We start from the raw sequence: 25,654 nt of genomic DNA, 5'->3' as shown, positions 1-25,654 counted from the left end.
AATAGAATGCAATTAAGTATTAAGCTAAGGGAATTACCCATGAGAAGAGCTGTAATTACAGGTATCGGTGTTGTATCAAGCATTGGTAACAACAAAGAAGAAGTATTAGAATCGTTAAAAACGGGCAAAAGCGGTATCGCTTTTAACCAAGAATTTGCCGATTATAAGTTACGTAGTAACGTATCGGGTAAAATTGATATTGACGTTAAAGCACATGTTGACCGCAAAGCAATGCGCTTTATGGGTGATGCTGCTGCATATTCTTATATTTCGATGACTCAAGCAATTGAAGACTCAGGTTTGTCTGACGACCAAGTATCAAATGAGCGCACGGGTATTATTGTTGGCTCTGGCGGTGGTTCGTCTAAATGGCAGGTAGAAGCTGCTGATATTTTACGTGAAAAAGGCGTAAAACGTGTAGGGCCTTATATGGTTCCACGTACTATGGCGAGCACTACATCTGCTTGTTTAGCAACACCCTTTAAAATTAAAGGTGTTAACTACTCAATTAGCTCTGCATGTGCAACATCTGCGCATTGTATTGGTAATGCAGTAGAACAAATTCAATTAGGTAAGCAAGATGTTGTTTTTGCTGGTGGCGGTGAAGAACTACACTGGACATTGGCAATGGAATTTGACGCTATGGGCGCACTTTCTACTAAGTACAACGAAACACCAGAAAAAGCGTCTCGTACATACGATGCAAACCGCGATGGTTTTGTTATATCTGGCGGCGGCGGTATTGTTGTAGTTGAAGAACTTGAACATGCACTTGCACGTGGCGCGCACATTTACGCTGAAATTGTTGGCTACGGTGCAACATCAGATGGCTACGACATGGTTGCTCCATCTGGCGAAGGTGCAGCACGTTGTATGCGCCAAGCTATGCAAGATGTAGACAGTATTGATTACTTAAACACGCATGGTACATCTACACCTGTAGGCGACGTTAAAGAGCTTGGTGCGATTCAAGAAGTGTTTGGTGGTAAGTCACCAATGATCAGCGCAACTAAAGCAATGACGGGTCATGCTCTCGGTGCTGCAGGTGTTCACGAAGCTATCTTCTCATTATTGATGCTAGAGCACAGCTTTGTAGCGCCTTCAATTAATATTGATGAGCTAGATGAGCAAGCAGCAGGTTTAGATATTATTACTGAACGTCGTGACGTTGAGTTAAATACTGTAATGTCTAATAGCTTTGGCTTTGGTGGCACAAACGCGACTTTAGTTATGAGTAAGTACAAAGGTTAATTTGAGCTTATAAGCCCTAAATATGTAAACACATGTCAGGGCTAAACTGCTTAAAACAAAAAAGGAAAGCCGAGGCTTTCCTTTTTTATTATCGAAAGTTAAATTAACCTTCGTTATGTTCTTTACGCGCTTGCTCAATTTCGTCAGCAATTTCTTGCGCTTTGTGCTTAGTTTTTTCAGTTAACTCGCCAGCAGCTTCTTTGCTTTTAATCCATGCATCAACCGCAATCTCTTTGCCGTCGTCGTACATGTCTAAGCCCATTTTTTTACTTTGCTCTAATAGCTCGTTTAAAGACTCATCATTTTTAAGATCGTTAGTTGTCTCTTTAACGTCGTTCCATGCATCACCAAGCTTTTCTTGCATTTGTGCGCTTTTATCTTTTGCATCTTCTTTTACTTCGTTGGCATCTTCACAACCAGTTAATGTAATTAAAGTGCCTAATAAAGCTAAACCTGCTAATTTATTCATGTGCTATCTCCTTTAGAGACTGATAATTAATTCGAGGCAGACTATACAACAATGAAAATGAACGCCCCCGTAACAAAACGATTAAATTTTAAATTAATGAGTGAGCACGATTGGCCTCAATTATTTGAACTCGACCAAGACCCCGCCGTAATGCAGTATTTAACGCGAGGTGTACCTACCTCTTTAGAGCAAATAAAAAATGAGGGAGTGCCTCGTATGCTCGCATATAGAAATGAGCTAAAAGGCTGGGGGCTGTGGAGTATCACTCTAAAGCAAACCAATACATTTATTGGCTGGGTATTAATAAGACCTATGAATTTCTTTAGTGATGCACCAAATTACAGCGATATTGAAATAGGTTGGCGCTTTAAACAAGCGAGTTGGGGGCATGGTTATGCAACCGAGGCGGCTTTAGCATTATGTGATGAACTCATTAAGCAAGATGACGTTAAGGCGATAAGCGCAACGGCACTAAAAGATAATACGGCCTCTATAACAATAATGAAAAAGTTAGGCCTGCAATTTATAAAAAATTATACACATACAGATGAGCAAGGCGACTTACCCGCAGTACTTTATTCAAAAAACGTTTTAAGATGATTAAATATCAACAGTATAAAGATTGACCTGCCCTTAAATGACGTGCATTAATATGGGCAACAAAAATAATAAATTAAGGATGTTGTATGGGATTGTTTTTTTCACCACGTAAATTAATCGTCAAAAGTGTACTGGTTTTACAGTTCACTACTTTTAGTGTTTTGGCGCAGCCTTTAGCGCAAAGCGCGGTCGCAATGCCTGACTCGTTCAGTGCCGATGCTGCTAAAAGTATATTAGAGCAAGGCGGTAATGCTGTTGATGCGGCTATTACGGCACAATTTGTACTTGCAGTGACGCTTCCAGAAGCCGGAAATATTGGCGGCGGGGGATTTATGCTTATTCAAAAAGATGGCAAAGGCGATTTTATAGATTATCGCGAAACAGCGCCAACAGCGGCTCATCGTGATATGTATTTAGATAAGCAAGGTAATGTTATTGCAAACAAATCAATATATGGCATTCACGCAAGCGGTGTACCTGGCAGTGTAGCGGGTATGTGGCTTGCCCATCAAAAGCATGGCACTTTAAAGTGGGAAGCACTAGTACAGCCTGCTTTAACGTTGGCTGAGCAAGGGTTTGTAGTTCCGCCTAAGTTAGCAAAAGGTGTTAGCCATTATATAGCCCATCTAAAAGAGCAAAAAATAAATGTAAACTTTGAAAAATATTTTGCTGATGTAAAAGCCAATAAAGTCTTTAAGCAACCAGAGTTAGCGGCAACGCTAAAGCGCATTCGTGATAACGGCCAAGATGGATTTTATAAAGGCGAAACTGCAAATATTATTGCTAAATTTATGCACCAGCATGGTGGTATTATTAATCAAGATGATTTAAAAAATTATACCGCTAAATCACGTACACCCATTAAAGCAAGTTGGAATGGTTATGAAGTACTTACTTCGCCACCGCCGAGTTCAGGTGGTATTGCTATTTTACAGTGGCTCAAAATGTATGAGTTACAAAAACCAGATGCAGGCTTAGCGCATAACTCGACTCAGTATGTGCACTTACTTTCTGAAATAGGTAAACGTGTATTTGCAGATAGAGCAGAGTATTTAGGCGACCCTGATTTTTTTGATGTTCCAGTAAACGCGTTAACTAATATTAACTACCTCAAAGAGCGCAGTAATGGCATTTCGTTAACCGCTATCTCGACTACCGAAAATATTAAACCGGGCCTTAAAGAAAGTGAGCAAACTACGCACTTTTCAATCGTTGATAAAATGGGTAACGCTGTAGCAAATACCACCACAATAAACTTAGGGTTTGGTAGCGGTGTCGTTGTTGAAGGTGCGGGGTTTATTTTAAATGATGAAATGGACGACTTTAGCGCCAAACCAGGCGTTATGAATGTGTTTGGTGCAATAGGCGGTAAAGCTAATGAAATACAGCCACACAAGCGTATGTTGAGTTCTATGACACCGACAATATTACTTAAAGACAACACCGTTAAAATGGTGACAGGTTCGCCTGGTGGCACAACCATTATTAGCTCTGTGTACGAATCTATCTTAAATGCGATAGAGTTTAATATGAGTGCAGAGCAGGTTGTAAATAGCCCTCGTTTTCATCATCAATTGTGGCCTAAAAATATAATTAGAACGCACATTGGTTTAACCGATAGCGTAAAAGCAGAGCTTACAAAAATGGGTTACACCATAGACGAGAGACACTTTGGTGACTTACACGTTATTATTAATAAAGAGGGTCAATTAGATGCCGCTTCTGAAGCATCAGGGCGCGGTAAATCAATTGTTTTTTAAATAAAAAACACCGCGCTAAAAAGCGCGGTGTTTAAAATAATAAAAACTTATTGAGTATCAATTAAATCTTCAACACCCACTATTAGCCATGGAGCATCGTCTGAAATTAGGCGCTCTAAGTGCCAAATTTCTAAAATAGGCTGTTCTTTTTTATCGCCTAAATCACGGTACTTACCTTTAAAGCGAACACTAACCTGCCACGATTGCGCGTTTGTATCTGCGCGCACAAGTTCGGCATCAATAAACATTACTTCAGTGTCTACGCTTTGTATAGCTTCACGCTCAGCTTTAAATTCGGCAACAAGTGCAGGGCTTAAGTATTCAGCCATTGTGGTGTAATCGGCATTATTCCATGCAGTTTGTAGCGTATGGTAATGACTACGGGCACCTTGAAAAAAGCCATTAACGTCAAAGTTAGGTGGTAAATTAAAAGGGACACTTTCACCTTGTGGGGCGCTGTTAGCAAAGCCTGTACTCATTGGCTGCTCGATTGGTGCTTGTTTAAAAGCATTTTGCTGAGCACTTGTATCCGCACTGGCATTTGCAAGTTGTGGGGCACGATTAGCACGTAAAAAGCCTGTTACTAGCTTAAATAAAATAAATAGTCCGCCAGCTAATAAAATCATTTCTAATAGCTGAAAACCTTCAAAATCGTCGCCTAACATCGCTGCAATTAAGCCACCCGCTAAAAGACCACCCAAAACGCCAGCCATAATGCCTTTTTTATTTGATGTGGCTTTAGGTGCTGCTGTTGGGGTTGTTGTATCTGCTTTTTGTTTTTGTGCTGTTTGTTGTGTTGCAGGAGTTTGTCCACGTTTGCTACTGCCAAACTTTTTACGTGCGTGTGCATCAAAACTGGCAGTACATAATAATGCCAATAGTGAAAAAATAACGATGATGTTCTTCATGAAATTCCCTAATTAAAATCGAGCCGTGATTATAATTTACTTTCTTAAGGAATTTAATTAATTACTTTAAAAATCAGAGGTTTTGAGTATAAAAGAAAAGGTTTATTGGTAGGTATATAATCAAAAAACCGCTTAGTAGGGACTAAGCGGTAAATTTGTTTATTTTAAAGCCAACGAATAGCGCCAGTAACGCGTTCGTTATAAGTATTTAGAGGTGCTCCAACACTTGCCACTAAAATAGTATCTGCTTGTGAGCCTCGGTTAATATGACCTTCAAAGCGCTCGTCTTTGAAATTATCATCGCCAAAACCAAATGATTTATTTTCAGAAGGCACTATAAATACCGTCATAGGACCAAAGTCAGACTCAAATATCAAATGTAGCCCTTTTTCGCCTTTAAAATCACAAAACATAGCGTAAGTTACATCACCAGGAAGCTCATCAAGATGACCACCTAATACTGCAAGCTTGTCGTTAACGCTTTGTAGGCTAATGGGCTCTTTTTTATCAAGCGCACTAATTTCGTAGTACACATGGGCAAGCGCATGCTCACCCGCTTCGTGTGCAATATTTTGCTCTGTACTAAAAAAGAAGGCACTAATAGCCACTACAAAAGATGCAGCTAATGCAAGATGCACGCGGTCAAGCTTAAAACGCGAGCGGGCATCAACTACATTTTTTCCTGTTGCTTGCTCTTCTTGTAGTGCTTTTTCTTTTAACGATGTGTTTAAAAGAATGCGATCTGCAAGGTTTTCAGGCACAGGTATATCTAAAGAGTCTTGAATAAATTTATCAAAATCTTTCATATCATTAATAAAACTTTGTCGCTCTGGGTTATTGTTAGCAAACTCCATGAGCTCCTTGTCAATGTCGTTTGGCTGCGCAATAGTGCGGCGACGAAACTCAAGTTCATCCATTATTTTGATGCCCCTTTAAGTTGTTCATCATCACGGCTTAAAGCCTCTTTAAGTTGATTTCGGGCACGGTATAAACGAGTCATTACCGTGTTTTTATTTAAATTAAGTATGCCTGCGATCTCTTCGCCAGAGCAGCCCATTACAACTTGTAGTAATAATGGCTCTCGGTATTCATCAGATAGCAGGGCAATCTGGCGTTGGATAACCGTTTGCTCCATTTCATCATCTAATGAGTGGCTGGTTTCATCAACAAGCGTATCGTTTTCTACGTCGCTGTAATCAAACTGTTTACGTTCAAATCGGCGCGCATTTTCTCTTCGTAATATAGTAAGCAGCCAGGGTTTAGCTGCCTTTTGATCAAGTAAAGAGTCGAGAGAACGCCACGCGCGTAAAAACGTTTCTTGTACTAAATCATCTGCTATGTGCGGATCACGGCATAACCAATAAGCAAAGCGATAAAGCTCTTTATTGTAAACGTGGACCAAGGCTTCATAACGCTTTTGTTTCTCTGCCATATCGATTAAGACCTGATTGTTTGATTTTTTCTTTCCAAGCATAAGCACTTTTTTAATTAAAAATTATTATTTATTGCAAAAAAAGACCTGAGTATCGTAGTTATTAATCATAAAGGTCTTTTAATACAGCTTGTTGCGACTTTGATGCTTGAGTTTGATAGTTCTCAAGAATTTTAATAATAGCATTAAGATCCGTGTTTGCGCCTTTATTACTATAAAGTTGTGCCTGCAATTGGCTAATGAGGCCATTAAGCTCGCTGCTCTTTACGCGATAGCAAAGCTCATCAATAGCGCCAACATTTTTGTGAGTCACCTTTACAGAAAAACTATTTAATGCGGTGTAAAAAGCTTTCACATCGTTCGTTTTAGCGAGCGTTTTAAGCTCATTTAAGCTCGGCTGAGAAATATCACGGTTGTTTGGTTGTAATTTCTCAGTCGTATTTTTAGTAGAACGGGTCATTAAGTAAAAAATTACAGTACCAATCCATAAAATATACCCTAAAGTGGCAACAACTATTAACCAAAGAGGAGTATCACTTTTAGTTTCAATACGTTGTGTGCCTGTCGCTTCATTCGAAATATTTTCAATAGCAGGTAAATTGTTTGGGTTTGATTGTGGGTTTGCCACGGCGGTATTAGGTGCGGTACTACTTGGCGTTACCGTTATAGTGCGCTTTGGCAATGTAGCTACGCTAATACGGTTCATTTTAGTATTAAACCAAGGCAGCTGTATTTCAGGTAAAGTGTAAGTACCTGGTTTTTGCGGCAGTAATGCATACGATGCAGTTTGCTGCGATACAACGCGTTCGTCACGTACTGCATTGTTATTTTCTTTTTTATCAGGGTAGCTGCGTATGCCATCAATGGTAGGCATAGAGATTTCAGGTAATTGCTCTTTTGTAACCCCAAGCGCAGTAAGTGTAATAGTACGTGTTATAGGCGTACCGACTTCTACGGTGTTGTCGTTAGGTTGCCATTCTTCATCAAGACTAACCAGCTCGCTTGGTAACCATGCACCTTTATAATCACTCGGAATTGGTTTAATTTCTATTTGCTGATCGTCGCCAAGAGCTGATACCTCTAATTGACGATAATTTTGTTGTACTCGCCCTTGAAAAGCGGGGCCTGCAATAGTATACGCACCACTTTTTTGTGGCTGAATCAAATACTCGCGAGTAATAACAAGGTAGCGTTTACCATCAACAAGCTCATAGCTTTCAGTTTGTTTACCCAATTGGGTTAGCTGAGCATCTTCCATACTTGGTGTGCTTAAGCTGCCATCAAGCAGCTCTTTCGCAAGGTAAAGCTTAATAGTGTAAACACCGGCTTCTTGCACAAATAATGAATTACTTGAGAGCGACGTTTTTAAAAATATTTCGTTATTTTTATCTGCATCAACTGAGCGTTTTGCCACTTTTAATTTAATAGGCTGTGAGGTTAACCCTGCAACGCTAAATGCAGGAATAGTGTAATCACCCTCTGCACGGGTCATTAATTTAACTGACCACGTGGTTTGTTTATTAATGCTGCCATTAATAATGTTGGTACGAGAACTTAAGCTTGTTGGGCCTACCACAAAGTCTTTTAACAGCGATGAGGTGTCTGGTTGCTCGCCTTTAACTGTATCGTCTACGGATATATTAAGCATAAAAAATTCACCCGCTAAAACAGGGTTTTTATCTACGCTGGCTTCTAATTTGGTGGCAGCCCACGAAGGCATCGCACTTAATAGCAATAAACAGCAAAATAATCGCATTACCATGATTTTTCGACTCCTGTAGGGCGACGTTTATATTGTCTTTTTTGGGCTTCTAATTGCATTTTATTCCGTAATAAAATAGCCGGATCGTCCGGGACTTTTCTAAGTAGTTGATTAAGCTGTTGTGCTTTTTCTTTTTCTTCATTAGTGAGCTCACTTGCTTGGGCTTGCATAGCTTGTTGCTGAGCATTTTGTTTTTGCTCATCAGTAGCAGGTTGCTCATTCATTGCTTGTGGCTTACTTTGTTGCTGCTCGTCTTGAGGTTGGTCAGCGTCTTTATTTTGCCCTTGCTCACTTTGTGGCTGAGCTTGCATATCAGGTTCATTTTGCTTGTCTGATTGCTCGCCAGGCTCACCTTGTTGATCTTTTGATTGTTCAGACTCTTTATCTGATTCTTTATCAGATTTTTCATCGCTTGAGCTTTGACTTTCGTTTTCGCCTTTTTCAGAATCGCTTTTATCACCATTTTGTTGCTTATCCTGTTTTGACTCATCAGAATTTTGCCCTTGGTTTTGCTCATCTTTTTTCTGGCTATCATCTTGGTCTTGAGAGTCGTCGCCGTCGCTTTGCTGATCTTGCTGGTTTTGTTGCTCTTGTTGATTGAGTAATTGTTCAACTAAAGCTTGGTTGTCAGTTGCTTGTGTAAAGTCGTCTTGTAAGGTTTGGGCTTGTTTGTAGGCTTCAATGGCGTCCTCAAGCTTGCCAGCTTTGGCGAGGGCATTACCGTAGTTGTATAAACCGGTAGCCGACTTATCATTACTAAACTCATTAAGTGCAGCATCAAAATTACCTTGCTGGTAAAGCGCCGCGCCTTTTAATTCACTCGATTGCGCCTGTGTTGCTGCATCGTATTCTTTATTATTGTAAGCCTCTAATGCACGTTGATCTGCATTTTGCAAAAGAGTAGGGAGCTCTACGGCATACGCATTTTGCTGCGGTAAAAAACCAAAAGCTAAAAAAGCCCCCAGCAAGGCAGCGCGTCTAAATAAATACAAGCCAAATGGCAGTAATAACAAGAGTCCGTATATACCTGCATCTATTCGCCAAAGTGCGTGGCTTTGTTTTTCGTCTTTCAATAATTCACTCTGTGCATTTGGGGCAAACGTATTTATGTCGTTATTACTAGGCTGGTAACTAGCAAATTTACCACCACTGCTCGATGCTAAATTTTTAAGCTGACTGGCATTGAGAGTAGGTACTACAATTTGGCCGTATCTGTCTTTCAAAAAACCACCTTCAGGTAACTTAATTGGAGCGCCTTGAGCGGTACCTACGCCATATATATTTAATCTATATTGGGTGTTACTGGTAAAGCTACTCACGTCGCTTTGTTCTTGCTGGTCAATACCGTCGGTCACTAAAATAATGTCGCCATCAATATAACCCGCTTGTGTTAATAGCTCTTTGGCCATATCAAGACCGGCTAAAACGTTTGAGCCTTTGTCTGGCATTATTTCAGGACTTAAGCTTGGAATTAAATTACTAAGTGTTGTGGCGTCGTTTGTTAGTGGCGATATTATATAGGCCGTGCCTGCGTAGGCTACAAGCGCGGTATCACCTTCTTTAAACAGCTCAATCATATCAAGCGCTTTAAAGCGTGATTGCATTAAACGATTTGGTAAAATATCGGTGCTGTACATTGAGTACGACATATCCATAACAATTACACGGGCACTTTTACTTTGAAATACAGGAACTTGTTTTTTCTCAAAGCTAGGCCCAGCACTAAATAAAATGCCAAGGCTGCAAAACAAAGCAACTAACCAAAGTGGCTGGCTGGCTTTAGTGTTTGCTTCGCTCATTATAAATTGTGCTAAATGCGGTGCAATTAGCTGCTCACTAGTCGTTTTTTTATGCTTAATTAAGGCGACAAAAAATAATGCCACAGCAGGTATGAGTAACCATAAAAGAGCGGGGCGAATAAATTCAAAATCCATTAGTTTGGCTCCTTTAATGCACGCAGTGTACTAAGCATTACTTTTAAGCTAATAAGTAAAATAGCGATAAGTAACGGGTAGTAAAATAATGAGCTTTGTGGGCGAAATGTTTGTTCATCAGCGCTAATAGGTTCAAGTTTATCAAGCTCTGCGTAAATTTGTTGAAGGCCTGCTACATCTTTGGCTCTAAAGTATAATCCGCCAGTTTGCTCGGCAATCTTTTTAAGTAAGCTTTCATCTAAATTACTACCACTGGAGCCACCCATATTAAAGAGGCTAAAGCCGCGCGGATTATCTGAGCCAACACCAATGGTGTACACTTTAATACCTTCTTCGCGAGCTAGCAGTAGTGCATCTTCTGGGTTTAAATTGCCCGCTGTATTTTGTCCGTCAGTTAATAGCACCACAATACGGTTACTTTCATCTTTATTGGCAAAGCGTTTTACCGAAAGACCCAATGCATCACCAATGGCTGTTGCGCGTCCCACTAAACCAATTTGCGCTTCACTGAGCATTTTACTTACTGTTTTAACGTCGCGCGTGAGGGGGGTTTGTAAAAATGCGGTGTCGCCAAATAATATCAGCCCAAGCCTGTCGCCTTGACGCTGCTCTATAAAATCACTGAGTACGGCTTTTACCATGGTAAGGCGGTCAACATATTGGCCATTGTAAGCCATGTCTTGCTCGGTCATAGAGCCTGACAAGTCAACCGCTAACATTATGTCGCGACCTTCATTTGGTAATGAGATTGGCTCATCTAACCATGTTGGATTGGCAGCAGCAGTAACAAGTAATAACCAAATTATCCATTCGAAAGGATTTAAACGTCGTGCGTGTGGCTCAATGCTTTGGCTGGTTAAATTGTGCTTTGCAAAACTGGGTATACGTAAACGCGTACTGGCATTACTTGCTGCGGGTTTTAATAGTAAAAGTAATAAAGGCAAGGGTAGTAATAAAAATAACCATGGCCAGCTAAATTCAAACATTTACTGACTCCTTTATTTTAAATTGTTTAATACCTTGGCGAAATTTTTCGCACAGTGTTGTATCTTTTTGGCTGGGGTTATACAAGCTTAGTATTTCTTGTTCTGTAAAGCTCAAACCGGTGAGTGTATTAAGTGTTGTGCACCATTTAGAGGTAGATTGCGCAGCAAGGCGCTTGTCGTAATATTCAATCACTAAACGTTTTAAAATAATATGCAGTTGCTGAGGATTTTGCTCACTTTGGCTCAATTGTATTGCGTAGCGTTTAGGCTTTTTAAATTTATGTTTTTTGTAAAATATATAAATAGCTGCGCACAGTGCTAAAAACAGCAGTGCAATAATAACCCACCAAGCAGGGGCGAGTGGCCACCAATTAACTTGGCTTGGCGCTATTATATCGTGCAGGCCATCGAGTGGATTGGTTTGCATGGTTATTTTCTCACTAATTGCAGCTCAAGCGGTGTTGCTGCATTGAATGATATTAAATTAAGACCCGATTTAGTTAAGCGATTAAAGCGCGTACTAAATGCTTGCTCAGCATTTTTAGCAAAGCGTTCTCTAAAGCTGTTATCCATTAATGGTAGGGCAAAGTCTTGACCATTTGCATTAACAGTAACGGCTTGCTTAAACGCAGGTAACTGATGCTCAAATGGATCGCTTATATGGCAACCAATCAGCTCGCAGTGGCGGCTTAATATTTCGAGTTGCTTAAAGCTAGCATCATCCAGAGCATTAAAATCAGACACCAAATACACTAAGCTGCCTGGTTTTGCTAAATGATTAAGGCGCTTTAGGTTATCGCTAAAGTTGTTAGGGGCTGTTTTATCAATATTGTTGAGCGCTTGCTGGTGGTTGTCGCATAAATTATGACAAAGCTTAAGGACTGCTTTTTCACGGGCGCTGGGCTTTAGCTCCAAATGCGAGTGCTGATTAAACACAATACCGCCAATTCTATCGCCGCGCTGACACGCCGACCATGCAACAAGAGCGCTTATATGCGCAGCTTGCACCGACTTTAATAGTAACTTTGAACCAAACAGCATTGAGTTTGAAAAATCAGTAAATACAAACACAGGGCGCTCTTTTTCTTCTTGAAAGAGCTTTGTGTGAGTCTCGCCGGTACGCGCAGTAACTCGCCAATCAATAGAGCGAATATCGTCACCTTGCTGATAATGTCGGACTTCGGCAAATTCCATTCCTCGGCCTTTGTGCGGTGCAAGGTATTGCCCTGTTAAGGTGTTTTTTATTTTTACCTTAGGGGCAAGTTCGAGCAATTGCGCTTTGGCTTTGTAATACATCAGCTCTTTGAGTGCTAAATTAACACCGTGGCTATGGCTCTGTTTGAGCCATGCTTGGGATTCTAATTGTTTTTGCATAACTTATGGTACGGCTACAAGTTCAACTATACGGCTTATTACTTGATCTTTAGTAATGCCATCGGCTTGGGCTTCGTAACTTAAAATAATGCGATGACGCAGTACGTTATGCACAACAGCTTGAATGTCATCAGGTGCTACAAAGTCACGGCCTTGAAGCCATGCATGAGCACGAGCACATTTATCAAGTGCTATTGTTGCACGCGGACTTGCACCAAACTCAATCCAGCTACCTAGTTGCGCATCTAATTTAGCGCCTTCACGGGTGGCAATAATAAGTTGTACTAAATATTGCTCAAGCGGCTCTGCTAAATAAAGGCCTAATATTTCTTTACGAGCTGCAAATAAATCGCTTTGACTAATTTTTTGCATTACTGGTTGTTGCTCGTTAAGCGCTTCGCCACGTGTTAAACGTAGTATATCAAGCTCATGCTCTGCGCCAGGGTAGCCAATACTTAGGTGCAGTAAAAAGCGATCCAGCTGGGCTTCTGGTAACGGGTAAGTCCCTTCTTGCTCTAGCGGGTTTTGTGTTGCCATAACTAAAAATAGTTCGCTAAGCGGATAAGTGTTTTTACCAACGGTCACTTGGCGCTCTGCCATGGCTTCTAATAGTGCTGATTGCACTTTGGCTGGTGCACGGTTAATTTCGTCAGCTAAAATTAGGTTGTGAAAAAGAGGGCCTTTTTCAAATACAAACTCGCTAGTTTGTTGGCGGTAAATATCGGTACCTGTTACATCAGCCGGTAATAAGTCTGGCGTAAACTGTACGCGCTGAAACGATCCTTCAATACCTTTAGCAAGTGCATTAACTGCACGTGTTTTTGCAAGCCCAGGAGGGCCTTCTACTAATAAGTGACCATCAGCTAAAATAGCAATAAGTAGCGCTTGTGTAAGCTCTGGCTGGCCAATGATTTGTGTATCTAAGTACGTTTTTAATTGTGAAAATGCGTTAGCTGCCATAATAAGTGGACTGTCCTCGTCAGCTGGGTTTGTACCTAATAGTGTTAGGTGATAAATACTGACCTATTTATAAGGTTTATAATTGGGTAACTCAAGAGTTAGACTGTATTTTTTAAAATAGTTCGTTATTTTTTAACGATTTTAGCGTACCACAAAACTTTGTAAATGCGTCTAAAAAAGCCTATTGTGATAGTCGTAATTAAACACTATTTATATAAATTTGTGTTTATCTATTGGCTTTAGTACACGGGTTGTTTAGAATCGAGGAAAACAAACAGGTCAGACCTGTCAGCGGGAGAGCATAAATGTCTGAGCAAAACATACTAAAAACACCAAAGGGCGACCGTATTGCCATAGTTAGCGGCTTACGTACACCTTTTGCAAAGCAAGCAACAGCGTTTCACCATGTACCTGCACTTGATATGGGTAAATTGGTGGTTAACGAAATGCTTGAACGATTAAATTTCAACAAGTCAGAAATTGATCAACTTGTATTTGGTCAAGTAGTACAAATGCCAGAAGCGCCAAATATTGCACGTGAAATTGTATTGGGCACAGGTATGCCGGTATCGGTTGATGCATATTCTGTATCGCGCGCATGTGCTACCAGCTTTCAGGCTATTGCTAATGTAGCTGAGTCTATTATGGCGGGATCTGTAAGTGTAGGTATTGCAGGCGGCGCAGATTCGTCATCAGTACTGCCAATTGGTGTAAGTAAAAAGCTAGCAGGCAGCTTAGTTGATTTAAATAAAGCGCGTACGCTTGGTCAACGCTTAAAAATATTTTCAAAACTGCGTTTAAAAGATTTATTACCAGTGCCTCCTGCAGTTGCAGAGTACTCAACAGGCCTTTCAATGGGGCAAACTGCTGAGCAAATGGCTAAAACACATAATATTAGCCGTGAAGATCAAGATGCGTTAGCGCATCGTTCTCACTCACTTGCAACGCAAGCATGGGCTGATGGAAAGTTAAAAGATGAAGTAATGACGGCACATTTACCGCCATATAAAAGCTTTATTTCAGAAGATAACAACATTCGTAAAAACTCAACGGTTGAAGGCTACGCCAAGCTTAAACCTGTTTTTGACCGTCAGCACGGTACTGTTACCGCGGCAAATGCAACACCATTAACTGATGGTGCAGCGGCCGTACTTATGATGAGCGAAAGCAAAGCAAAAGCACTGGGCTACGAAATACTAGGTTACGTACGTAGCTTTGCATTTTCGGCAATTGGTGTAGAAAAAGACATGTTAATGGGCCCAGCTCATTCAACGCCTATTGCACTAGATAGAGCGGGTATTACGCTTGCTGATTTAGATTTAATTGAAATGCACGAAGCGTTTGCATCGCAAACACTTGCCAATATGAAAATGTTTGCTTCAGACAAATTTGCACAAGAGCATTTAGGTCGCAGCAAAGCAATTGGCGAAATTAACATGGATAAGTTTAACGTTAACGGCGGCTCTTTAGCATATGGTCACCCATTTGCAGCGACAGGTGCACGCTTAATTACGCAAAGCTTACACGAGCTTAAACGTCGTGGTGGCGGTTTAGCATTAACAACAGCGTGTGCTGCTGGTGGTTTAGGTGCAGCCTTTGTATTGGAGAGCGCGTAATGACAGATTCAGTATTTAATTTAGCGGTAGATGAAAATAAAATCGCCGTGGTAACGATTGATGTGCCGGGTGAGAAAATGAATACCCTGCGCAGCAGTTTTGCCGATGATTTAAAAGTATTACTAGAAGACGCTAAGTCGCAAAATGTAAAAGGCATGGTATTTATAAGCGGAAAAAGCGATAACTTTATTGCTGGCGCCGATGTGAAAATGCTCGATAGCGTTCAAAAGCGTGAAGATGCTTTAGCTATTAGCGAGCTATGTCATCAAGCGTTTTTTGATATGACAAAATTGCCATACACAACAGTAAGTGCGATTCATGGCGCTGCATTAGGTGGTGGTTTAGAGTTTGCTTTAGCATGTGATTACCGTGTTGGTACCGACAGTGATTTAACAAAAATTGGCTTACCAGAAGTGCAACTTGGTTTACTTCCTGGTGGCGGCGGCACCCAACGCTTAACTAAAATTGTTGGTATTCAAAAAGCACTAGAGTGGATGCTAACAGGTAAACAGATTCGCCCTACGCAAGCTAAAAAAGCAGGTGTGCTTGATGACTGTGTACCGCACAGTGTGCTGCTAAAAGTTGCAAAAGAATTTGCGACTAAGAAAAAGCCACAAGCAAAAGAGCCAAAGCTCGACAATATTAGTAAATTACTAGAGTCAAACCCGTTTGGTCGTAACTTTATCTTTAAAAAAGCAAAAGAAAACGTACTTAAAAAAACGGGCGGGCACTACCCAGCACCACTCGCTATTATTAAAGCAGTGCGAGCTAGTGTAGAGCTTGATGAGCTAAAAGCGTATAAAACAGAAGCTGAAAGCTTTGCAACACTTGTAATGAGTGACGAATCGAAAGCGCTTCGCGGTATTTTCTTTGCAACCACTGAAATGAAAAAAGAGTGGCGCAATGATGACGCACCCGCAATAAGCAAAACTGCTGTTTTAGGTGGTGGACTAATGGGCGCAGGCATTGCGCACGTAAGTGCTGTTAAAGCTAAAGTACCGGTACGTATTAAAGATGTAGCAGAGCAGGGCATTAGTAATGCAATGAGCTACACCTATAAAATTTTAGATAAGCGTCTTAAGCGTCGTATTATGTCTAAAGCTGATGTGCAGTTAACGATGAACCGTATTACAGGTACAACTGACTACAGTGGCTTTAAACACATTGATTTAGTAATAGAAGCGGTGTTTGAAGACCTTGCACTTAAGCAAGGTATGGTTGCAGACGTAGAGCAGCAATGCCAAGCAAATACAATTTTTGCAAGTAACACGTCATCATTACCAATATCGCAAATTGCAGCGCAGGCAGCACGTCCTGAAAATGTAATTGGCTTGCATTACTTTTCACCAGTGGAAAAAATGCCATTAGTGGAAATTATTCCACACGAAGGTACATCTCAAGAGACCATTGCCCGCGTTGTTAACTTTGCACGTAAGCAAGGCAAAACGCCAATTGTTGTAAAAGACATGGCCGGTTTTTACGTCAACCGTATTTTAGCGCCTTACTTAAACGAAGCTGCTAATTTGATGCTTGCAGGCGAGCCAATTGAAAAGATTGATGCAGCGCTTGTTGAGTTTGGTTTTCCGGTAGGCCCGCTGGCTCTACTTGATGAAGTAGGTATTGATATTGGCTCTAAAATTGCCCCAATTCTTGAAAAAGAATTAGGCGAGCGTTTTAAAGGCCCTGATGCATTTATGCGTATGATTGATTCAAAACGCCTTGGCCGTAAGTCTGGTCGTGGTTTTTATGAATACGATAAAAAAGGCAAAAAGGTTGATGAGTCAGTTTACGAACTATTGGGTGTTACCCCGGCTCCACGTTTAAACAAGAGCGAAATTGCTAAGCGTTGTGTATCGCAAATGCTTAACGAAGCAGTACGCTGTTTAGATGATGGCATTATTGCCAGCCCACGTGATGGCGACATCGGTGCAATATTTGGTATTGGTTTTCCACCATTTTTAGGTGGCCCGTTTAGCTATATGGATAAATTAGGCGCGAGTAAAATAAGCTCTGATATGTCTACATTAGCTAACAGCGATGCTAACTTTGCACCATGTGAATCACTGGTAACAATGGCAAGCTCTGGTGCTACTTTTTATAACGCAACACATGTTGAGGTTGTAGCTCCTGAAGTACAAAGCACTGAGTCACAAGAGCAAAGTGTAACTGAGCCTGAAGTTATTAAAGAGATTGAAACGAAAGAATAAAGTTTCTGCTATCTAAAAAAACCGCATTTAAATGCGGTTTTTTTATAGTTTTTATAAATAAATGAGGAGCTTAATGACATTATTTACACAAAGATTGAGCATATACCAAATGGAAGAATCTGATTGGCCTCTTTTTCTTGCGCTTCATCGCGATCCTCAAGTCCTCAAGTATTGTTTTGATATGCCAATGGAGTCACTGGTAAGAAACCGCTTTGAGATGCGCTTGCCTAAGTGGAATGCTAAATCACGTCATCCCCTGTGTTTACTCATTATTAATAATCAAACAAAACAACCTGTGGGTGTTACAGGTTTTGCCTATGACGGAGAAACCGCAGAGCTTGGTTATTTATTATTGCCAGAGTATTTTAATAAAGGCTACGCGACAGAATCCCTAAGAGCTGTGATTGACTGGGCTTGGAAAGAATGTGGTATTAGGCAGTTTAAAGCAGTCGTAACGCGTGGCAATATTGGTTCTGAAAAGGTGCTTGGTAAGTGCGGTTTAACCCATACCGATACACTTTTTAAAGTGCATACAATAGGCGAAAAGTTATATGACGATTTAATTTATACGCTTAAGGTGTAGGGTTTTAATGGGCTAGTAGCCTAGCCCAAAAAGTGTTTACAAGTGAAGTGAAATAGCTTTTCGGTCTTTTTCTGGCATGTTTTCTACGACTAAATTAAATGAGTTATCAATCATTCTCTCAATTTCACCTTGTGGAATTGTGCCGTCTAAAATTACTGTGTTCCATAAGCGTTTATTCATATGGTAACCAGGGATCACTGCCGGGAAAATATCACGCAATGATATTGCTTCATCAGGATCGCACTTTAAGTTAAGCCACCAAATAACCTCACCATCATCATTAGTTTGACCGTCATTGCCAATAGCAAGAGTCGCAAACATTTTATGATTCACTTTATATACATCAACCTCTTGCGCAAATGGTTTTGTAACCTGAACAAGTGGTTTTTTAACTAAATACTCATGTACTTTTTTCTGGTCCATGATCCATTCCTTGAAGTCATACTCGGTAAAGCTACCATAGCAGTTTTTTTCACATTTGATTATATGTATTTTAGTATAAATTAAAATTTTACAAGCTAATACAACATGTAGCGTAAAACCAACGTAATTTTAGTTGAACAAAATCCAGTTCGTGGTATGTTTCTGGCAATCAAAAAAATAATAGGAATTCACACATGCCAAAGGCGAGTGATGTTAAAAAAGGTACTGCTATTGACTTCAATGGCCGCGTTTTAGTTGTAAAAGATATTGTGCGCTCTGTGCCGCAAGGTCGTGCTGGTGGTAGTTTATACCGTATGCGTTTATACGATGTGGTAACCGGTGGTAAAGTTGACGAAACATTCAAAGACAGTGACATGCTAACGCTGGCTGATTTAACACGCCGTGAAGTAATGCTATCGTACATTGATGGTGACGAGTATGTGTTCATGGATAATGAAGATTACACGCCTTATAACTTAAGCAAAGATGCTATTAGCGAAGAAATTTTATTTGTTAATGAAGAAACACAAGGCGTACACGTAATTGTTATTGATGGTGCGCCAGTAGGGCTTGATTTACCGTCAAGTGTTGAACTTGTTGTTGAAGAAACAGACCCATCTATCAAAGGTGCATCTGCGAGTGCTCGTTCAAAACCTGCACGTATGTCTACTGGCTTAAATATTTCTGTGCCAGAGCATATTTCAACAGGTGACCGTATCCGTATTAATACTGTTGAACACAAATTTATGGGTCGTGCCGAAAAGTAACTTGTAATACCAACCTGCATAAATCTTTGATCAATTTAACGAATTAAATTGCACTATAACGTCGTTAAAAGTTTTTTATTTACGACTGCATGGATGCAGGAGGTAGAGCAATGCAGGGAGCAATTGCCGAGAACAACTAGATATAAAAACTTTTGCCTAGTTCTAGCGTAATTTTCTTAACGTTAAATAGACCCCATATATAAGCAGATTGGTATAAATTATAATTTTAAAAGCCGAATCTGTGTTTAACAGCTTCGGCTTTTTTGTGCGTGCGGGGGATTTGTTGCTTTAAATTTAATCACGTTAGCGTTAGAATAAGCGCCGTATTTTTGAGCAACTTTAAGGGTAATTTTGTTTATAGTTTTACTAAGCAGTGCATTTATAGCTTTAATGTATTTAGAAGCCATTAAAAAAGGTATGCCAATTAAGCGATGGCTTATTTTAGGCGGTTTACTTGGGCCTGTGGCCTGGTGCTTGTTTAATCTACATTATCGTCGTGCTTTAGTTAGAAATGTAGGAATGAATGCATGTATATGGCGCCCTTAATTTATTGACGCCACATTTTTATTTTTTCTAATTAAGCTTGGGGCTGCTTTAGTTTGTTGCTGCTTTAAAAATTCAGTAAATTCACTTTTTGATAGTGGCTTAGAATAGTAATAACCTTGTACTGTTTCGCAATTAAGCTTTTTAAGTATATCAATTTGATGAGCTTGTTCTACACCTTCAGCAACTACATGCAAATCAAGGTTATGCGCAATAGTGACTATTGAGTCGACCATATTACGCCCACGTTCGTTGGTCATGTCATCTATAAATGCTTTATCTACTTTAAGTGTATTAAGCGGAAATTGCTTTAAATACGCTAATGATGAATAACCAGTACCAAAATCATCCATTGCTAAATGAATACCTCGGGCACTTAACGAACGCATAATTGCAATGGCTTCTTTAGGGTCGTCCATTACAGTACCTTCTGTTATTTCAAGCTCTAAAAAGTAAGAAGGTAATTCGTTTTTTTGCAAAATAACGTCGATACGAGAAGTTAAATCGGGGAGGCTAAATTGCTTTGCTGATAAGTTGACAGCTACTCGGCCGCTAAATAAACCGCTATCTAGCCATTCTTTTACGTCTCTGCAGGCTTTGTTTAATACCACTTCACCAATTTCAATTATTTGGCCCGTCTCCTCGGCTATGGGTATAAACACGCCTGGGCTAATAATACCTTTTTTGGGTGTAATAAAGCGTACTAATGCTTCCATTCCGGTTAGCTTGCCTGTGCGGATATTCATTTTTGGTTGGTAGTACACTTCAAAATGATCTTCTTTTAAACCAAAGCGCATAAGGTTTTCTATTTGTAGCCGTTTAACGGCTTGGCGGTTCATCGTGTCGTTAAAAAATAAGTAGCTGTTACCTTTCTTTTTAGCATGATACATCGCGGTATCTGCATTTTTTAAAAGCAGTTCAGGCGTATTACCGTCTTCTGGAAATAATACAATGCCTACACTTGAGGTGATTGCCAGTTCGTGGCCAGCCATTTTAAATGGTGTAGCAATGGCTGCTAAAAACTGTTTTGCCATACGTGTAATTACATGTATGTCGTTAGTGTCAGACATTACAAGAGCAAACTCATCGCCGCCTAAACGATAAAATACATCATTTTCGCGGGTTAGTTTATTTAAGCGCATTGCTAGTTTAGCTAATAAGCTGTCACCTAGTTGATGCCCTAACGAGTCATTTATTTTTTTAAAGTTATCTAAATCGAATACAAGCAAGGCGTGATGCGAGTTGAGCTTTACTAGCTTTTGCAAATCAGTAAAAAATAAATTTCGGTTAGGCAGACTAGTTGTGCGATCTCGATTCGATAAGTTATGTAACTGCGATTCGGCTTTTTTACGCTCTGTTAAATCTGAATAAACAACGACATAATTAGTTATTTGATTTTGATCGTTTTTAATTTCATCTATCGATATTTCTATAGGCAATAAAACACGCTCACTATTACGAAGCTTCACTTCTTGTTGGATATGTTCGCGCTCTTTTACTATTTCAATAATTCTGTTTGTGTAGCTTGGCTCATACCCAGATAGGTTGAAATCTTTTCCTAAGTATTGCTCGCGTACGCCACCAAACAAGGTTAAAAAACTCGGGTTTATATCAACCAGTTTAAAGTTTTTATCGTAAATTGCTAAGGCGTCAGTGAGTGATTCAACACATTTAGCAAAAAGGTTTAAGCGCTCTTCCGTTGATTTTAACTGTGATATATCGCGAACGGTACCTGTCATTCTAAGGGGTGATAAGTTGGCGTCTTTTTCAATTATTTTTCCGCGATCGAGTACCCAATGCCAACGACCAAATGTATCTTTGATTCGGTAGGTGGCTTCAAAAAAAGCAGACTGCTCTGCAAAGTGTACTTTTAACAAGTGCTCAACGTTATTAATATCGTGAGGATGAATAAGGCCTTTGTTTGGCGGAAACCCCATTAAGGTAGTCGAATCCATTAAGTACTTATCGTTAATACGAATAACTTCGCCTGTTTTTATGTTCCAGTCCCAAAGTGTATCGCCGCTACCTTCTACAGTACTTTTAAGGCGTTTTTCCGAAAGACGGAGTTGACGGCGTGAGCGTCTAAGTTTGTGGATTACAAATAACAGGTAGGGCAAAGCAAGCGCTATAATGGCGCTTGCTAGTATAAGTATATTGTCGGAGTTGTAGTTAAATGATGACTCAAAGGCAAAAAGCTCAAATGAGTAAGCAAGTACTACAAGCATGCTTAGTTTTATTATTATTTTTATCATTTTTTTATTACTTCTAATTTACAAATGATAATTTAAAACAAGCTAAACCTAGTGTCAAAGAGATTGAGAGTAAACGGGCATATTTTGAGATTTATTGACTTTTGCCGAGCTTAAAAGCTCATATCTTGGTCTATTATCATCAAATAGGCTTAGTGCATAAACTTTTAGTTCTTTTAGGGTTAGCGCATTTAAGGCATCTAAAAGTCGTTGTTGCATATGAAATTCATGATCTCTATTACCTATAGCAAGCCATAACCGTTGTGAGCGCAGGCGCAGGTTTTTATCTTTTTCTGCAATATGAGTACTAAGGCCGTGTTTTTGCTGTTGCCAATCGTTTTCATCAAGTGCATCAATATTATCAAGGTAGTTTTTAATAAAACGGTTATGTCGATGCAATAATGTTTTTGCATCAAACTTAGGTGACTGCACATAAAATGCTATACCAGCACGCGTGTTAAATGGTGCATAACCAGCGCCTACTAAATAACCAAGTTGCTGTGTAGTTCGTAATTCATTAAAGTAATCTTGATTAATTAAATGATTTAACGCCATCATTTTTACTTTTTCGGCCACGCAATCCGTTTGCGCTTGATAGTAAATAACCATTGCATGGTCGTTACAAGGAAGCTCTAACTCGTAGCGAGTTACTTTTTTAATTTCAAAAAGAGGGCGTCTTAAATCTTCAATTATGGTTGCGTTTTTTAAGTGATTTGCGACCTTTTTTTGAAAGGCTATTGCATCACTTTGCTGCCAGTTACCATGTAAAAATGATTCAACATGTAGTGCTTTAAAAAAGTCTGTTCTGAACTCATTAAATTGCTGAAAACAGGTGTTTTTTAATGCCGATGCAAGCTCCCCAGGTTGTGGGTTCCAAGGCATTATTTTTGCGCCTAAAATGCTAAATAACTCACTGACTGGTTTGTTTTGGTTGCTATTGCGCCAATGCCTTACAAGCTGTTTTTTATATTCAGCAAAGCGTTTTGCACAGATCTCTACATTAAATAAAGCATCTATTAATTGATCAACAAGCTCTAACTGGCTAGATGAAAGCCCCGCGGTATGTAGAGTTAATCCACCTTGATGCGAGGTTAAGTGGTAGCTAAGTCCCGCAAGTTCTGCTGGATAAAATTGCTCGCCCACACTATCCATAAATAAATCTGTAAATAAGCGGGTGAGTGCCATATGTTTTACATCTTTTACGGCAAAATCAGAATCCATGGCCAAATAAAAATGGCCTTTAGCAACACGAAATGTGTTGTCTTGTTTAAACCAAAAGTCAAAACCGGGTTCTTTTACTAATAACTCGGGTTTTGTTTGTGGTTTTACGACATCAAATAACACCACTTCTTTTGTTAAATAAGGATTAGCTGTAGGTAGCAGCATTTCGCTCAACGGCTTATTTATCTCGCTAAGGGCATCAAGCCAACTAGGTGAAATATGTTCTACTTTATATGGTGTGTTGTACCATGCCGTTTTATGTTCAGGCTCTACATCTGGATGTATAAGTACGATGCGCATATTATGTGGCGTTAACCACTGCATGGCCATTTCGTGGGTCGCTTTTTTAAAGCCTTCCATTAAATAGTCGCCTTGCACGTAGTTTGCTTCATCGTAATGCTGCATATTAATGCTTAAATTACTGACCCAATCAATCAGGCGTGACTTTTCTTGGTTATCGAATGCTATTTGTAATAGATTTTTTTTATCTTGGTATAAGCGTGGCAATTTTTCGGTGTTATCGTTAATTAAGCAAATGTATTCAAACACCATTTCAATAATGTCTTCGAAGTATTCAATACCTTCATCGGTAAGCGCTAAGCTAATATTAAAATCTTTAAAGTTGCTGCCATTAATACCACCGCCAGCAGAAAGTGCATTGATCCAGCCTTGCTCTTTTAAAATAGAATAAAGAGAACCAGCGCCTTCATAGCCAAGTAAGTGGGCAATAAAACTTACTGTTTTATGGCGATAAAAGTCGTCAATATTAGGCATAGCAAAACTTATAATAAGTTTTTGCATATGCTTATGTGGCTCAATATGGAGTATTTTTCCTATGTCTTGTTTGCGATAAAGTGGCTCACTGATCTCTGGCTTTTTAAGGTTTTTGTTGCCGTTAATTGCGCCAAAGTAAGTTTGAGTCCAGCTTTGTAGTGTATCTAGTGTTTCGTTTGCGCAAATAACTAAAGTCATCCACTGAGCTTGGTACTGGCTATTAAAAAAGTCACGAAGCTCATCACTAATACAGCGCTCTCTGTCAGCTAAGGTTTGTAGGTTTCCTACAGAAAACTTAGCAAATGGATGAGCTGGATTTACCGTTTCTTTATGGGCTTGATAAATACGGCGACCGTCGTCTTTTATTTTTAGTTTAAACTCGGCTTCAATTGCGTTACGTTCTTTTTCTGTTTCGGCTGAATTTAAAAGAGGCGCAATAAAAAAGCGGCTAAATTGGGTAAGTGCTTGTTCAAATTCTTGATTGTTAATATCAAAAAAGTAACAGGTATGCTCAGTGCCGGTCCACGCATTGGTGTTGCCGCCAGCTTGCGAAACAAAATTATTAAAACTGCCTGAATCTGGGTATTGGTCAGTGCCTAAAAAAAGCATGTGCTCTAAAAAGTGTGCTAGGCCTTGCCTATCAAGAGGGTCGTCAAAATGTCCGGCGTTAACTGCCATTGATGCTGCCGCTTTTGTAGAATCTTTATCTTGCACTAATAGTACTTTTAGACCATTGTCCAGTGTAAAGGCGCGGTATGCTCTGTTATCATTGCGGCTGATATTCAAATGATGCTCCTGAAACTAAACGTTTACTTGTTAACAACAGATGATGGCTTCAGGAAAGCGAAGTACAGCTTAAAGATTTACCTGAATCTCATGAAAGAACTATTTTAGAAATAAATAGATTTATATTGTTAATATAGCTGACAAACGGGCAAACTGGCTACTGTTTTATATTCTTTAATCGGTTGATTTTTTATGAAAACAATCCTAATAATGCGCCACGGCGAAGCAACACCCATGCAGGCTGATGATGCAGGTAGAAATTTAACCCAAGCAGGGCATGATGAAGCTGAAAAAATGGGCCTTTGGCTCAGTAAAGCACACTACCCTGATGCACTGTTAGTTAGTCCTTACATTCGAGCACAGCAAACAGCTGCAGGTGTGGCTAAAAATAACGTATTTAAATTTAGCGAAACCACGTCTGATATAATTCCCGAAGGCAAACCTCAAATTGCTGCTGACTACATCGAAACACTTATTGCTACTCACCCCCAATGCAATACATGGCTTGTTGTATCACATATGCCTATTGTAAGTTATTTAGTGGACCAGTTAAGCCCTGGCAATATGCCCATTTTTAATACGGGTGCTGTTGCTGTTATTAGTTACGATGAGCAAACCCAGCGTAGTAGTTATTTAAGTATAAATGCCCCAGAAAACGTTTAAATATAAATAATTGAGTAAAGTAAAATGACAATAGAACGTTTACAAACAGGTGCGCGCATGAGCCGCATTGTAAAACATAACGGCACTGTGTATTTATGTGGGCAGGTATGCGCCGACGCGCAAAAAGATATCAAAGAACAAACTCAAACTATGCTTGATAAAGTAGAGGCATTGCTTGATGAAGCGGGAAGTTCAAAAGAACATATGCTTAGCGCGACTATTTATGTAAAGAGTATGGAATACTTTGCTGATATGAATGCAGTATTGGATGCGTGGGTAACCGAGGGTTATGCACCAGCACGTGCCTGCGTAGAAGCTAAAATGGCACGTGATGCACTGCTTGTTGAAATTTCAGTCGTTGCAGCTTTAAAAGAATAATAGCTTTA

General features: G+C 39.8%; 23 protein-coding genes. 10 read left to right on the top strand and 13 right to left on the bottom strand.

Annotated elements, in window-relative coordinates:
• Positions 1 to 39: 39 nt before the first annotated feature.
• Positions 40 to 1,251: a beta-ketoacyl-ACP synthase I gene (fabB, locus tag I6E70_RS10225; protein WP_007582000.1), complete on the top strand. Its 1,212-nt coding sequence runs from the start codon at positions 40 to 42 to the stop codon at positions 1,249 to 1,251.
• A gap of 103 nt (positions 1,252 to 1,354) precedes the next feature.
• On the opposite strand, the gene I6E70_RS10220 is transcribed toward fabB, so the two are convergent.
• The gene (locus I6E70_RS10220) at positions 1,355 to 1,720 is read right to left on the bottom strand and encodes a hypothetical protein (RefSeq protein WP_197188639.1); all 366 of its coding nucleotides are present in this window, start codon (positions 1,718 to 1,720) and stop codon (positions 1,355 to 1,357) included.
• Positions 1,721 to 1,771: 51 nt separating this feature from the next.
• Here I6E70_RS10220 and I6E70_RS10215 point away from each other — a divergent pair, with 51 nt between their 5' ends.
• Together I6E70_RS10215 and ggt are read left to right on the top strand one after the other, a co-directional pair.
• The gene (locus I6E70_RS10215; RefSeq protein ID WP_197188638.1) at positions 1,772 to 2,320 is read left to right on the top strand and encodes a GNAT family N-acetyltransferase; all 549 of its coding nucleotides are present in this window, start codon (positions 1,772 to 1,774) and stop codon (positions 2,318 to 2,320) included.
• Positions 2,321 to 2,406: 86 nt separating this feature from the next.
• Positions 2,407 to 4,080 (top strand): gamma-glutamyltransferase, encoded by a 1,674-nt coding sequence (ggt, locus tag I6E70_RS10210; RefSeq protein ID WP_197188637.1) that lies wholly within the window; start codon positions 2,407 to 2,409, stop codon positions 4,078 to 4,080.
• 47 nt (positions 4,081 to 4,127) lie between these two features.
• On the opposite strand, the gene I6E70_RS10205 is transcribed toward ggt, so the two are convergent.
• The 9 genes from I6E70_RS10205 to I6E70_RS10165 form a co-directional block, all read right to left on the bottom strand.
• Positions 4,128 to 4,988 carry a Tim44 domain-containing protein gene (locus I6E70_RS10205; protein WP_197188636.1) on the bottom strand — a complete coding sequence of 287 codons (861 nt, stop codon included), beginning with the start codon at positions 4,986 to 4,988 and terminating at the stop codon, positions 4,128 to 4,130.
• Between the two features lie 164 nt (positions 4,989 to 5,152).
• Positions 5,153 to 5,905, bottom strand: coding sequence for a DUF3379 family protein (locus tag I6E70_RS10200; RefSeq protein ID WP_007582005.1), 753 nt, complete (start codon positions 5,903 to 5,905; stop codon positions 5,153 to 5,155).
• On the bottom strand, positions 5,905 to 6,462 hold the full coding sequence (locus tag I6E70_RS10195; RefSeq protein ID WP_032827217.1) for a sigma-70 family RNA polymerase sigma factor: 558 nt from the start codon (positions 6,460 to 6,462) through the stop codon (positions 5,905 to 5,907). The genes I6E70_RS10200 and I6E70_RS10195 overlap by 1 nt, the downstream gene beginning before the upstream one ends.
• 61 nt (positions 6,463 to 6,523) lie before the next feature.
• Positions 6,524 to 8,182, bottom strand: a complete 1,659-nt coding sequence (locus I6E70_RS10190) for a BatD family protein (protein WP_197188635.1) — start codon at positions 8,180 to 8,182, stop codon at positions 6,524 to 6,526.
• The gene (locus tag I6E70_RS10185) at positions 8,176 to 10,116 is read right to left on the bottom strand and encodes a VWA domain-containing protein (RefSeq protein WP_197188634.1); all 1,941 of its coding nucleotides are present in this window, start codon (positions 10,114 to 10,116) and stop codon (positions 8,176 to 8,178) included. The genes I6E70_RS10190 and I6E70_RS10185 overlap by 7 nt, the downstream gene beginning before the upstream one ends.
• Positions 10,116 to 11,102 (bottom strand): vWA domain-containing protein, encoded by a 987-nt coding sequence (locus I6E70_RS10180; RefSeq protein WP_033028574.1) that lies wholly within the window; start codon positions 11,100 to 11,102, stop codon positions 10,116 to 10,118. Before I6E70_RS10180 ends, I6E70_RS10185 begins: the two co-directional genes overlap by 1 nt.
• Positions 11,095 to 11,529 carry a DUF4381 domain-containing protein gene (locus tag I6E70_RS10175; protein WP_004335624.1) on the bottom strand — a complete coding sequence of 145 codons (435 nt, stop codon included), beginning with the start codon at positions 11,527 to 11,529 and terminating at the stop codon, positions 11,095 to 11,097. The genes I6E70_RS10180 and I6E70_RS10175 overlap by 8 nt, the downstream gene beginning before the upstream one ends.
• Positions 11,530 to 11,531: 2 nt before the next feature.
• The gene (locus I6E70_RS10170) at positions 11,532 to 12,476 is read right to left on the bottom strand and encodes a DUF58 domain-containing protein (protein ID WP_010554656.1); all 945 of its coding nucleotides are present in this window, start codon (positions 12,474 to 12,476) and stop codon (positions 11,532 to 11,534) included.
• 3 nt (positions 12,477 to 12,479) lie between these two features.
• Complete coding sequence (locus I6E70_RS10165; RefSeq protein WP_004335627.1) at positions 12,480 to 13,436, bottom strand: AAA family ATPase; 957 nt, start codon at positions 13,434 to 13,436, stop codon at positions 12,480 to 12,482.
• A 305-nt stretch (positions 13,437 to 13,741) separates the two neighbouring features.
• Here I6E70_RS10165 and fadI point away from each other — a divergent pair, with 305 nt between their 5' ends.
• From fadI to I6E70_RS10150, 3 genes are all read left to right on the top strand, one after another.
• On the top strand, positions 13,742 to 15,052 hold the full coding sequence (gene fadI, locus I6E70_RS10160) for an acetyl-CoA C-acyltransferase FadI (RefSeq protein ID WP_004335629.1): 1,311 nt from the start codon (positions 13,742 to 13,744) through the stop codon (positions 15,050 to 15,052).
• The gene (gene fadJ, locus I6E70_RS10155; RefSeq protein WP_197152522.1) at positions 15,052 to 17,259 is read left to right on the top strand and encodes a fatty acid oxidation complex subunit alpha FadJ; all 2,208 of its coding nucleotides are present in this window, start codon (positions 15,052 to 15,054) and stop codon (positions 17,257 to 17,259) included. The genes fadI and fadJ overlap by 1 nt, the downstream gene beginning before the upstream one ends.
• A gap of 73 nt (positions 17,260 to 17,332) precedes the next feature.
• The gene (locus I6E70_RS10150) at positions 17,333 to 17,842 is read left to right on the top strand and encodes a GNAT family N-acetyltransferase (RefSeq protein WP_197188633.1); all 510 of its coding nucleotides are present in this window, start codon (positions 17,333 to 17,335) and stop codon (positions 17,840 to 17,842) included.
• A 36-nt stretch (positions 17,843 to 17,878) separates the two neighbouring features.
• Here the strand turns inward: I6E70_RS10150 and I6E70_RS10145 are convergent, their stop codons facing one another.
• Entirely contained in the window at positions 17,879 to 18,265 is a 387-nt protein-coding gene (locus tag I6E70_RS10145) for an MmcQ/YjbR family DNA-binding protein (protein ID WP_007580596.1), read from the bottom strand.
• A gap of 194 nt (positions 18,266 to 18,459) precedes the next feature.
• On the opposite strand from I6E70_RS10145, the gene efpL reads away from it, so the two are divergent.
• Positions 18,460 to 19,032 (top strand): elongation factor P-like protein EfpL, encoded by a 573-nt coding sequence (gene efpL, locus I6E70_RS10140; RefSeq protein WP_007580599.1) that lies wholly within the window; start codon positions 18,460 to 18,462, stop codon positions 19,030 to 19,032.
• Between the two features lie 351 nt (positions 19,033 to 19,383).
• Positions 19,384 to 19,578, top strand: a complete 195-nt coding sequence (locus I6E70_RS10135; RefSeq protein WP_169043759.1) for a hypothetical protein — start codon at positions 19,384 to 19,386, stop codon at positions 19,576 to 19,578.
• Here I6E70_RS10135 and I6E70_RS10130 read toward each other — a convergent pair.
• On the bottom strand, positions 19,575 to 21,827 hold the full coding sequence (locus tag I6E70_RS10130; protein WP_007580604.1) for a sensor domain-containing protein: 2,253 nt from the start codon (positions 21,825 to 21,827) through the stop codon (positions 19,575 to 19,577). The genes I6E70_RS10135 and I6E70_RS10130 overlap by 4 nt on opposite strands.
• Before the next feature lie 54 nt (positions 21,828 to 21,881).
• Positions 21,882 to 24,605, bottom strand: a complete 2,724-nt coding sequence (locus I6E70_RS10125) for an insulinase family protein (RefSeq protein ID WP_010554661.1) — start codon at positions 24,603 to 24,605, stop codon at positions 21,882 to 21,884.
• 192 nt (positions 24,606 to 24,797) lie between these two features.
• On the opposite strand from I6E70_RS10125, the gene sixA reads away from it, so the two are divergent.
• Both sixA and I6E70_RS10115 read left to right on the top strand, forming a co-directional pair.
• A complete protein-coding gene (gene sixA, locus I6E70_RS10120) occupies positions 24,798 to 25,268 on the top strand; it encodes a phosphohistidine phosphatase SixA (RefSeq protein WP_024608902.1) in 471 nt (156 codons plus the stop codon).
• Positions 25,269 to 25,292: 24 nt separating this feature from the next.
• Positions 25,293 to 25,646: a RidA family protein gene (locus I6E70_RS10115; RefSeq protein ID WP_197188632.1), complete on the top strand. Its 354-nt coding sequence runs from the start codon at positions 25,293 to 25,295 to the stop codon at positions 25,644 to 25,646.
• Positions 25,647 to 25,654: the final 8 nt, after the last annotated feature.

It is taken from the genome of Pseudoalteromonas sp. NGC95 (assembly GCF_015864705.1).
GTDB classification, from domain to species: domain Bacteria; phylum Pseudomonadota; class Gammaproteobacteria; order Enterobacterales; family Alteromonadaceae; genus Pseudoalteromonas; species Pseudoalteromonas arctica.
Note: the sequence above shows the minus strand (reverse complement) of the source record. Positions and strands in the feature narration are given on the sequence as shown.

Bases quoted from the DNA above. Each gene is read 5' to 3' on its own strand.
- fabB (WP_007582000.1), top strand. From the start codon at position 40: ATGAGAAGAGCTGTAATTACAGGTATCGGTGTTGTATCAAGCATTGGT.
- I6E70_RS10220 (WP_197188639.1), bottom strand. From the start codon at position 1,720: ATGAATAAATTAGCAGGTTTAGCTTTATTAGGCACTTTAATTACATTA.
- I6E70_RS10215 (WP_197188638.1), top strand. From the start codon at position 1,772: ATGAAAATGAACGCCCCCGTAACAAAACGATTAAATTTTAAATTAATG.
- ggt (WP_197188637.1), top strand. From the start codon at position 2,407: ATGGGATTGTTTTTTTCACCACGTAAATTAATCGTCAAAAGTGTACTG.
- I6E70_RS10205 (WP_197188636.1), bottom strand. From the start codon at position 4,988: ATGAAGAACATCATCGTTATTTTTTCACTATTGGCATTATTATGTACT.
- I6E70_RS10200 (WP_007582005.1), bottom strand. From the start codon at position 5,905: ATGGATGAACTTGAGTTTCGTCGCCGCACTATTGCGCAGCCAAACGAC.
- I6E70_RS10195 (WP_032827217.1), bottom strand. From the start codon at position 6,462: ATGCTTGGAAAGAAAAAATCAAACAATCAGGTCTTAATCGATATGGCA.
- I6E70_RS10190 (WP_197188635.1), bottom strand. From the start codon at position 8,182: ATGGTAATGCGATTATTTTGCTGTTTATTGCTATTAAGTGCGATGCCT.
- I6E70_RS10185 (WP_197188634.1), bottom strand. From the start codon at position 10,116: ATGGATTTTGAATTTATTCGCCCCGCTCTTTTATGGTTACTCATACCT.
- I6E70_RS10180 (WP_033028574.1), bottom strand. From the start codon at position 11,102: ATGTTTGAATTTAGCTGGCCATGGTTATTTTTATTACTACCCTTGCCT.
- I6E70_RS10175 (WP_004335624.1), bottom strand. From the start codon at position 11,529: ATGCAAACCAATCCACTCGATGGCCTGCACGATATAATAGCGCCAAGC.
- I6E70_RS10170 (WP_010554656.1), bottom strand. From the start codon at position 12,476: ATGCAAAAACAATTAGAATCCCAAGCATGGCTCAAACAGAGCCATAGC.
- I6E70_RS10165 (WP_004335627.1), bottom strand. From the start codon at position 13,436: ATGGCAGCTAACGCATTTTCACAATTAAAAACGTACTTAGATACACAA.
- fadI (WP_004335629.1), top strand. From the start codon at position 13,742: ATGTCTGAGCAAAACATACTAAAAACACCAAAGGGCGACCGTATTGCC.
- fadJ (WP_197152522.1), top strand. From the start codon at position 15,052: ATGACAGATTCAGTATTTAATTTAGCGGTAGATGAAAATAAAATCGCC.
- I6E70_RS10150 (WP_197188633.1), top strand. From the start codon at position 17,333: ATGACATTATTTACACAAAGATTGAGCATATACCAAATGGAAGAATCT.
- I6E70_RS10145 (WP_007580596.1), bottom strand. From the start codon at position 18,265: ATGGACCAGAAAAAAGTACATGAGTATTTAGTTAAAAAACCACTTGTT.
- efpL (WP_007580599.1), top strand. From the start codon at position 18,460: ATGCCAAAGGCGAGTGATGTTAAAAAAGGTACTGCTATTGACTTCAAT.
- I6E70_RS10130 (WP_007580604.1), bottom strand. From the start codon at position 21,827: ATGATAAAAATAATAATAAAACTAAGCATGCTTGTAGTACTTGCTTAC.
- sixA (WP_024608902.1), top strand. From the start codon at position 24,798: ATGAAAACAATCCTAATAATGCGCCACGGCGAAGCAACACCCATGCAG.
- I6E70_RS10115 (WP_197188632.1), top strand. From the start codon at position 25,293: ATGACAATAGAACGTTTACAAACAGGTGCGCGCATGAGCCGCATTGTA.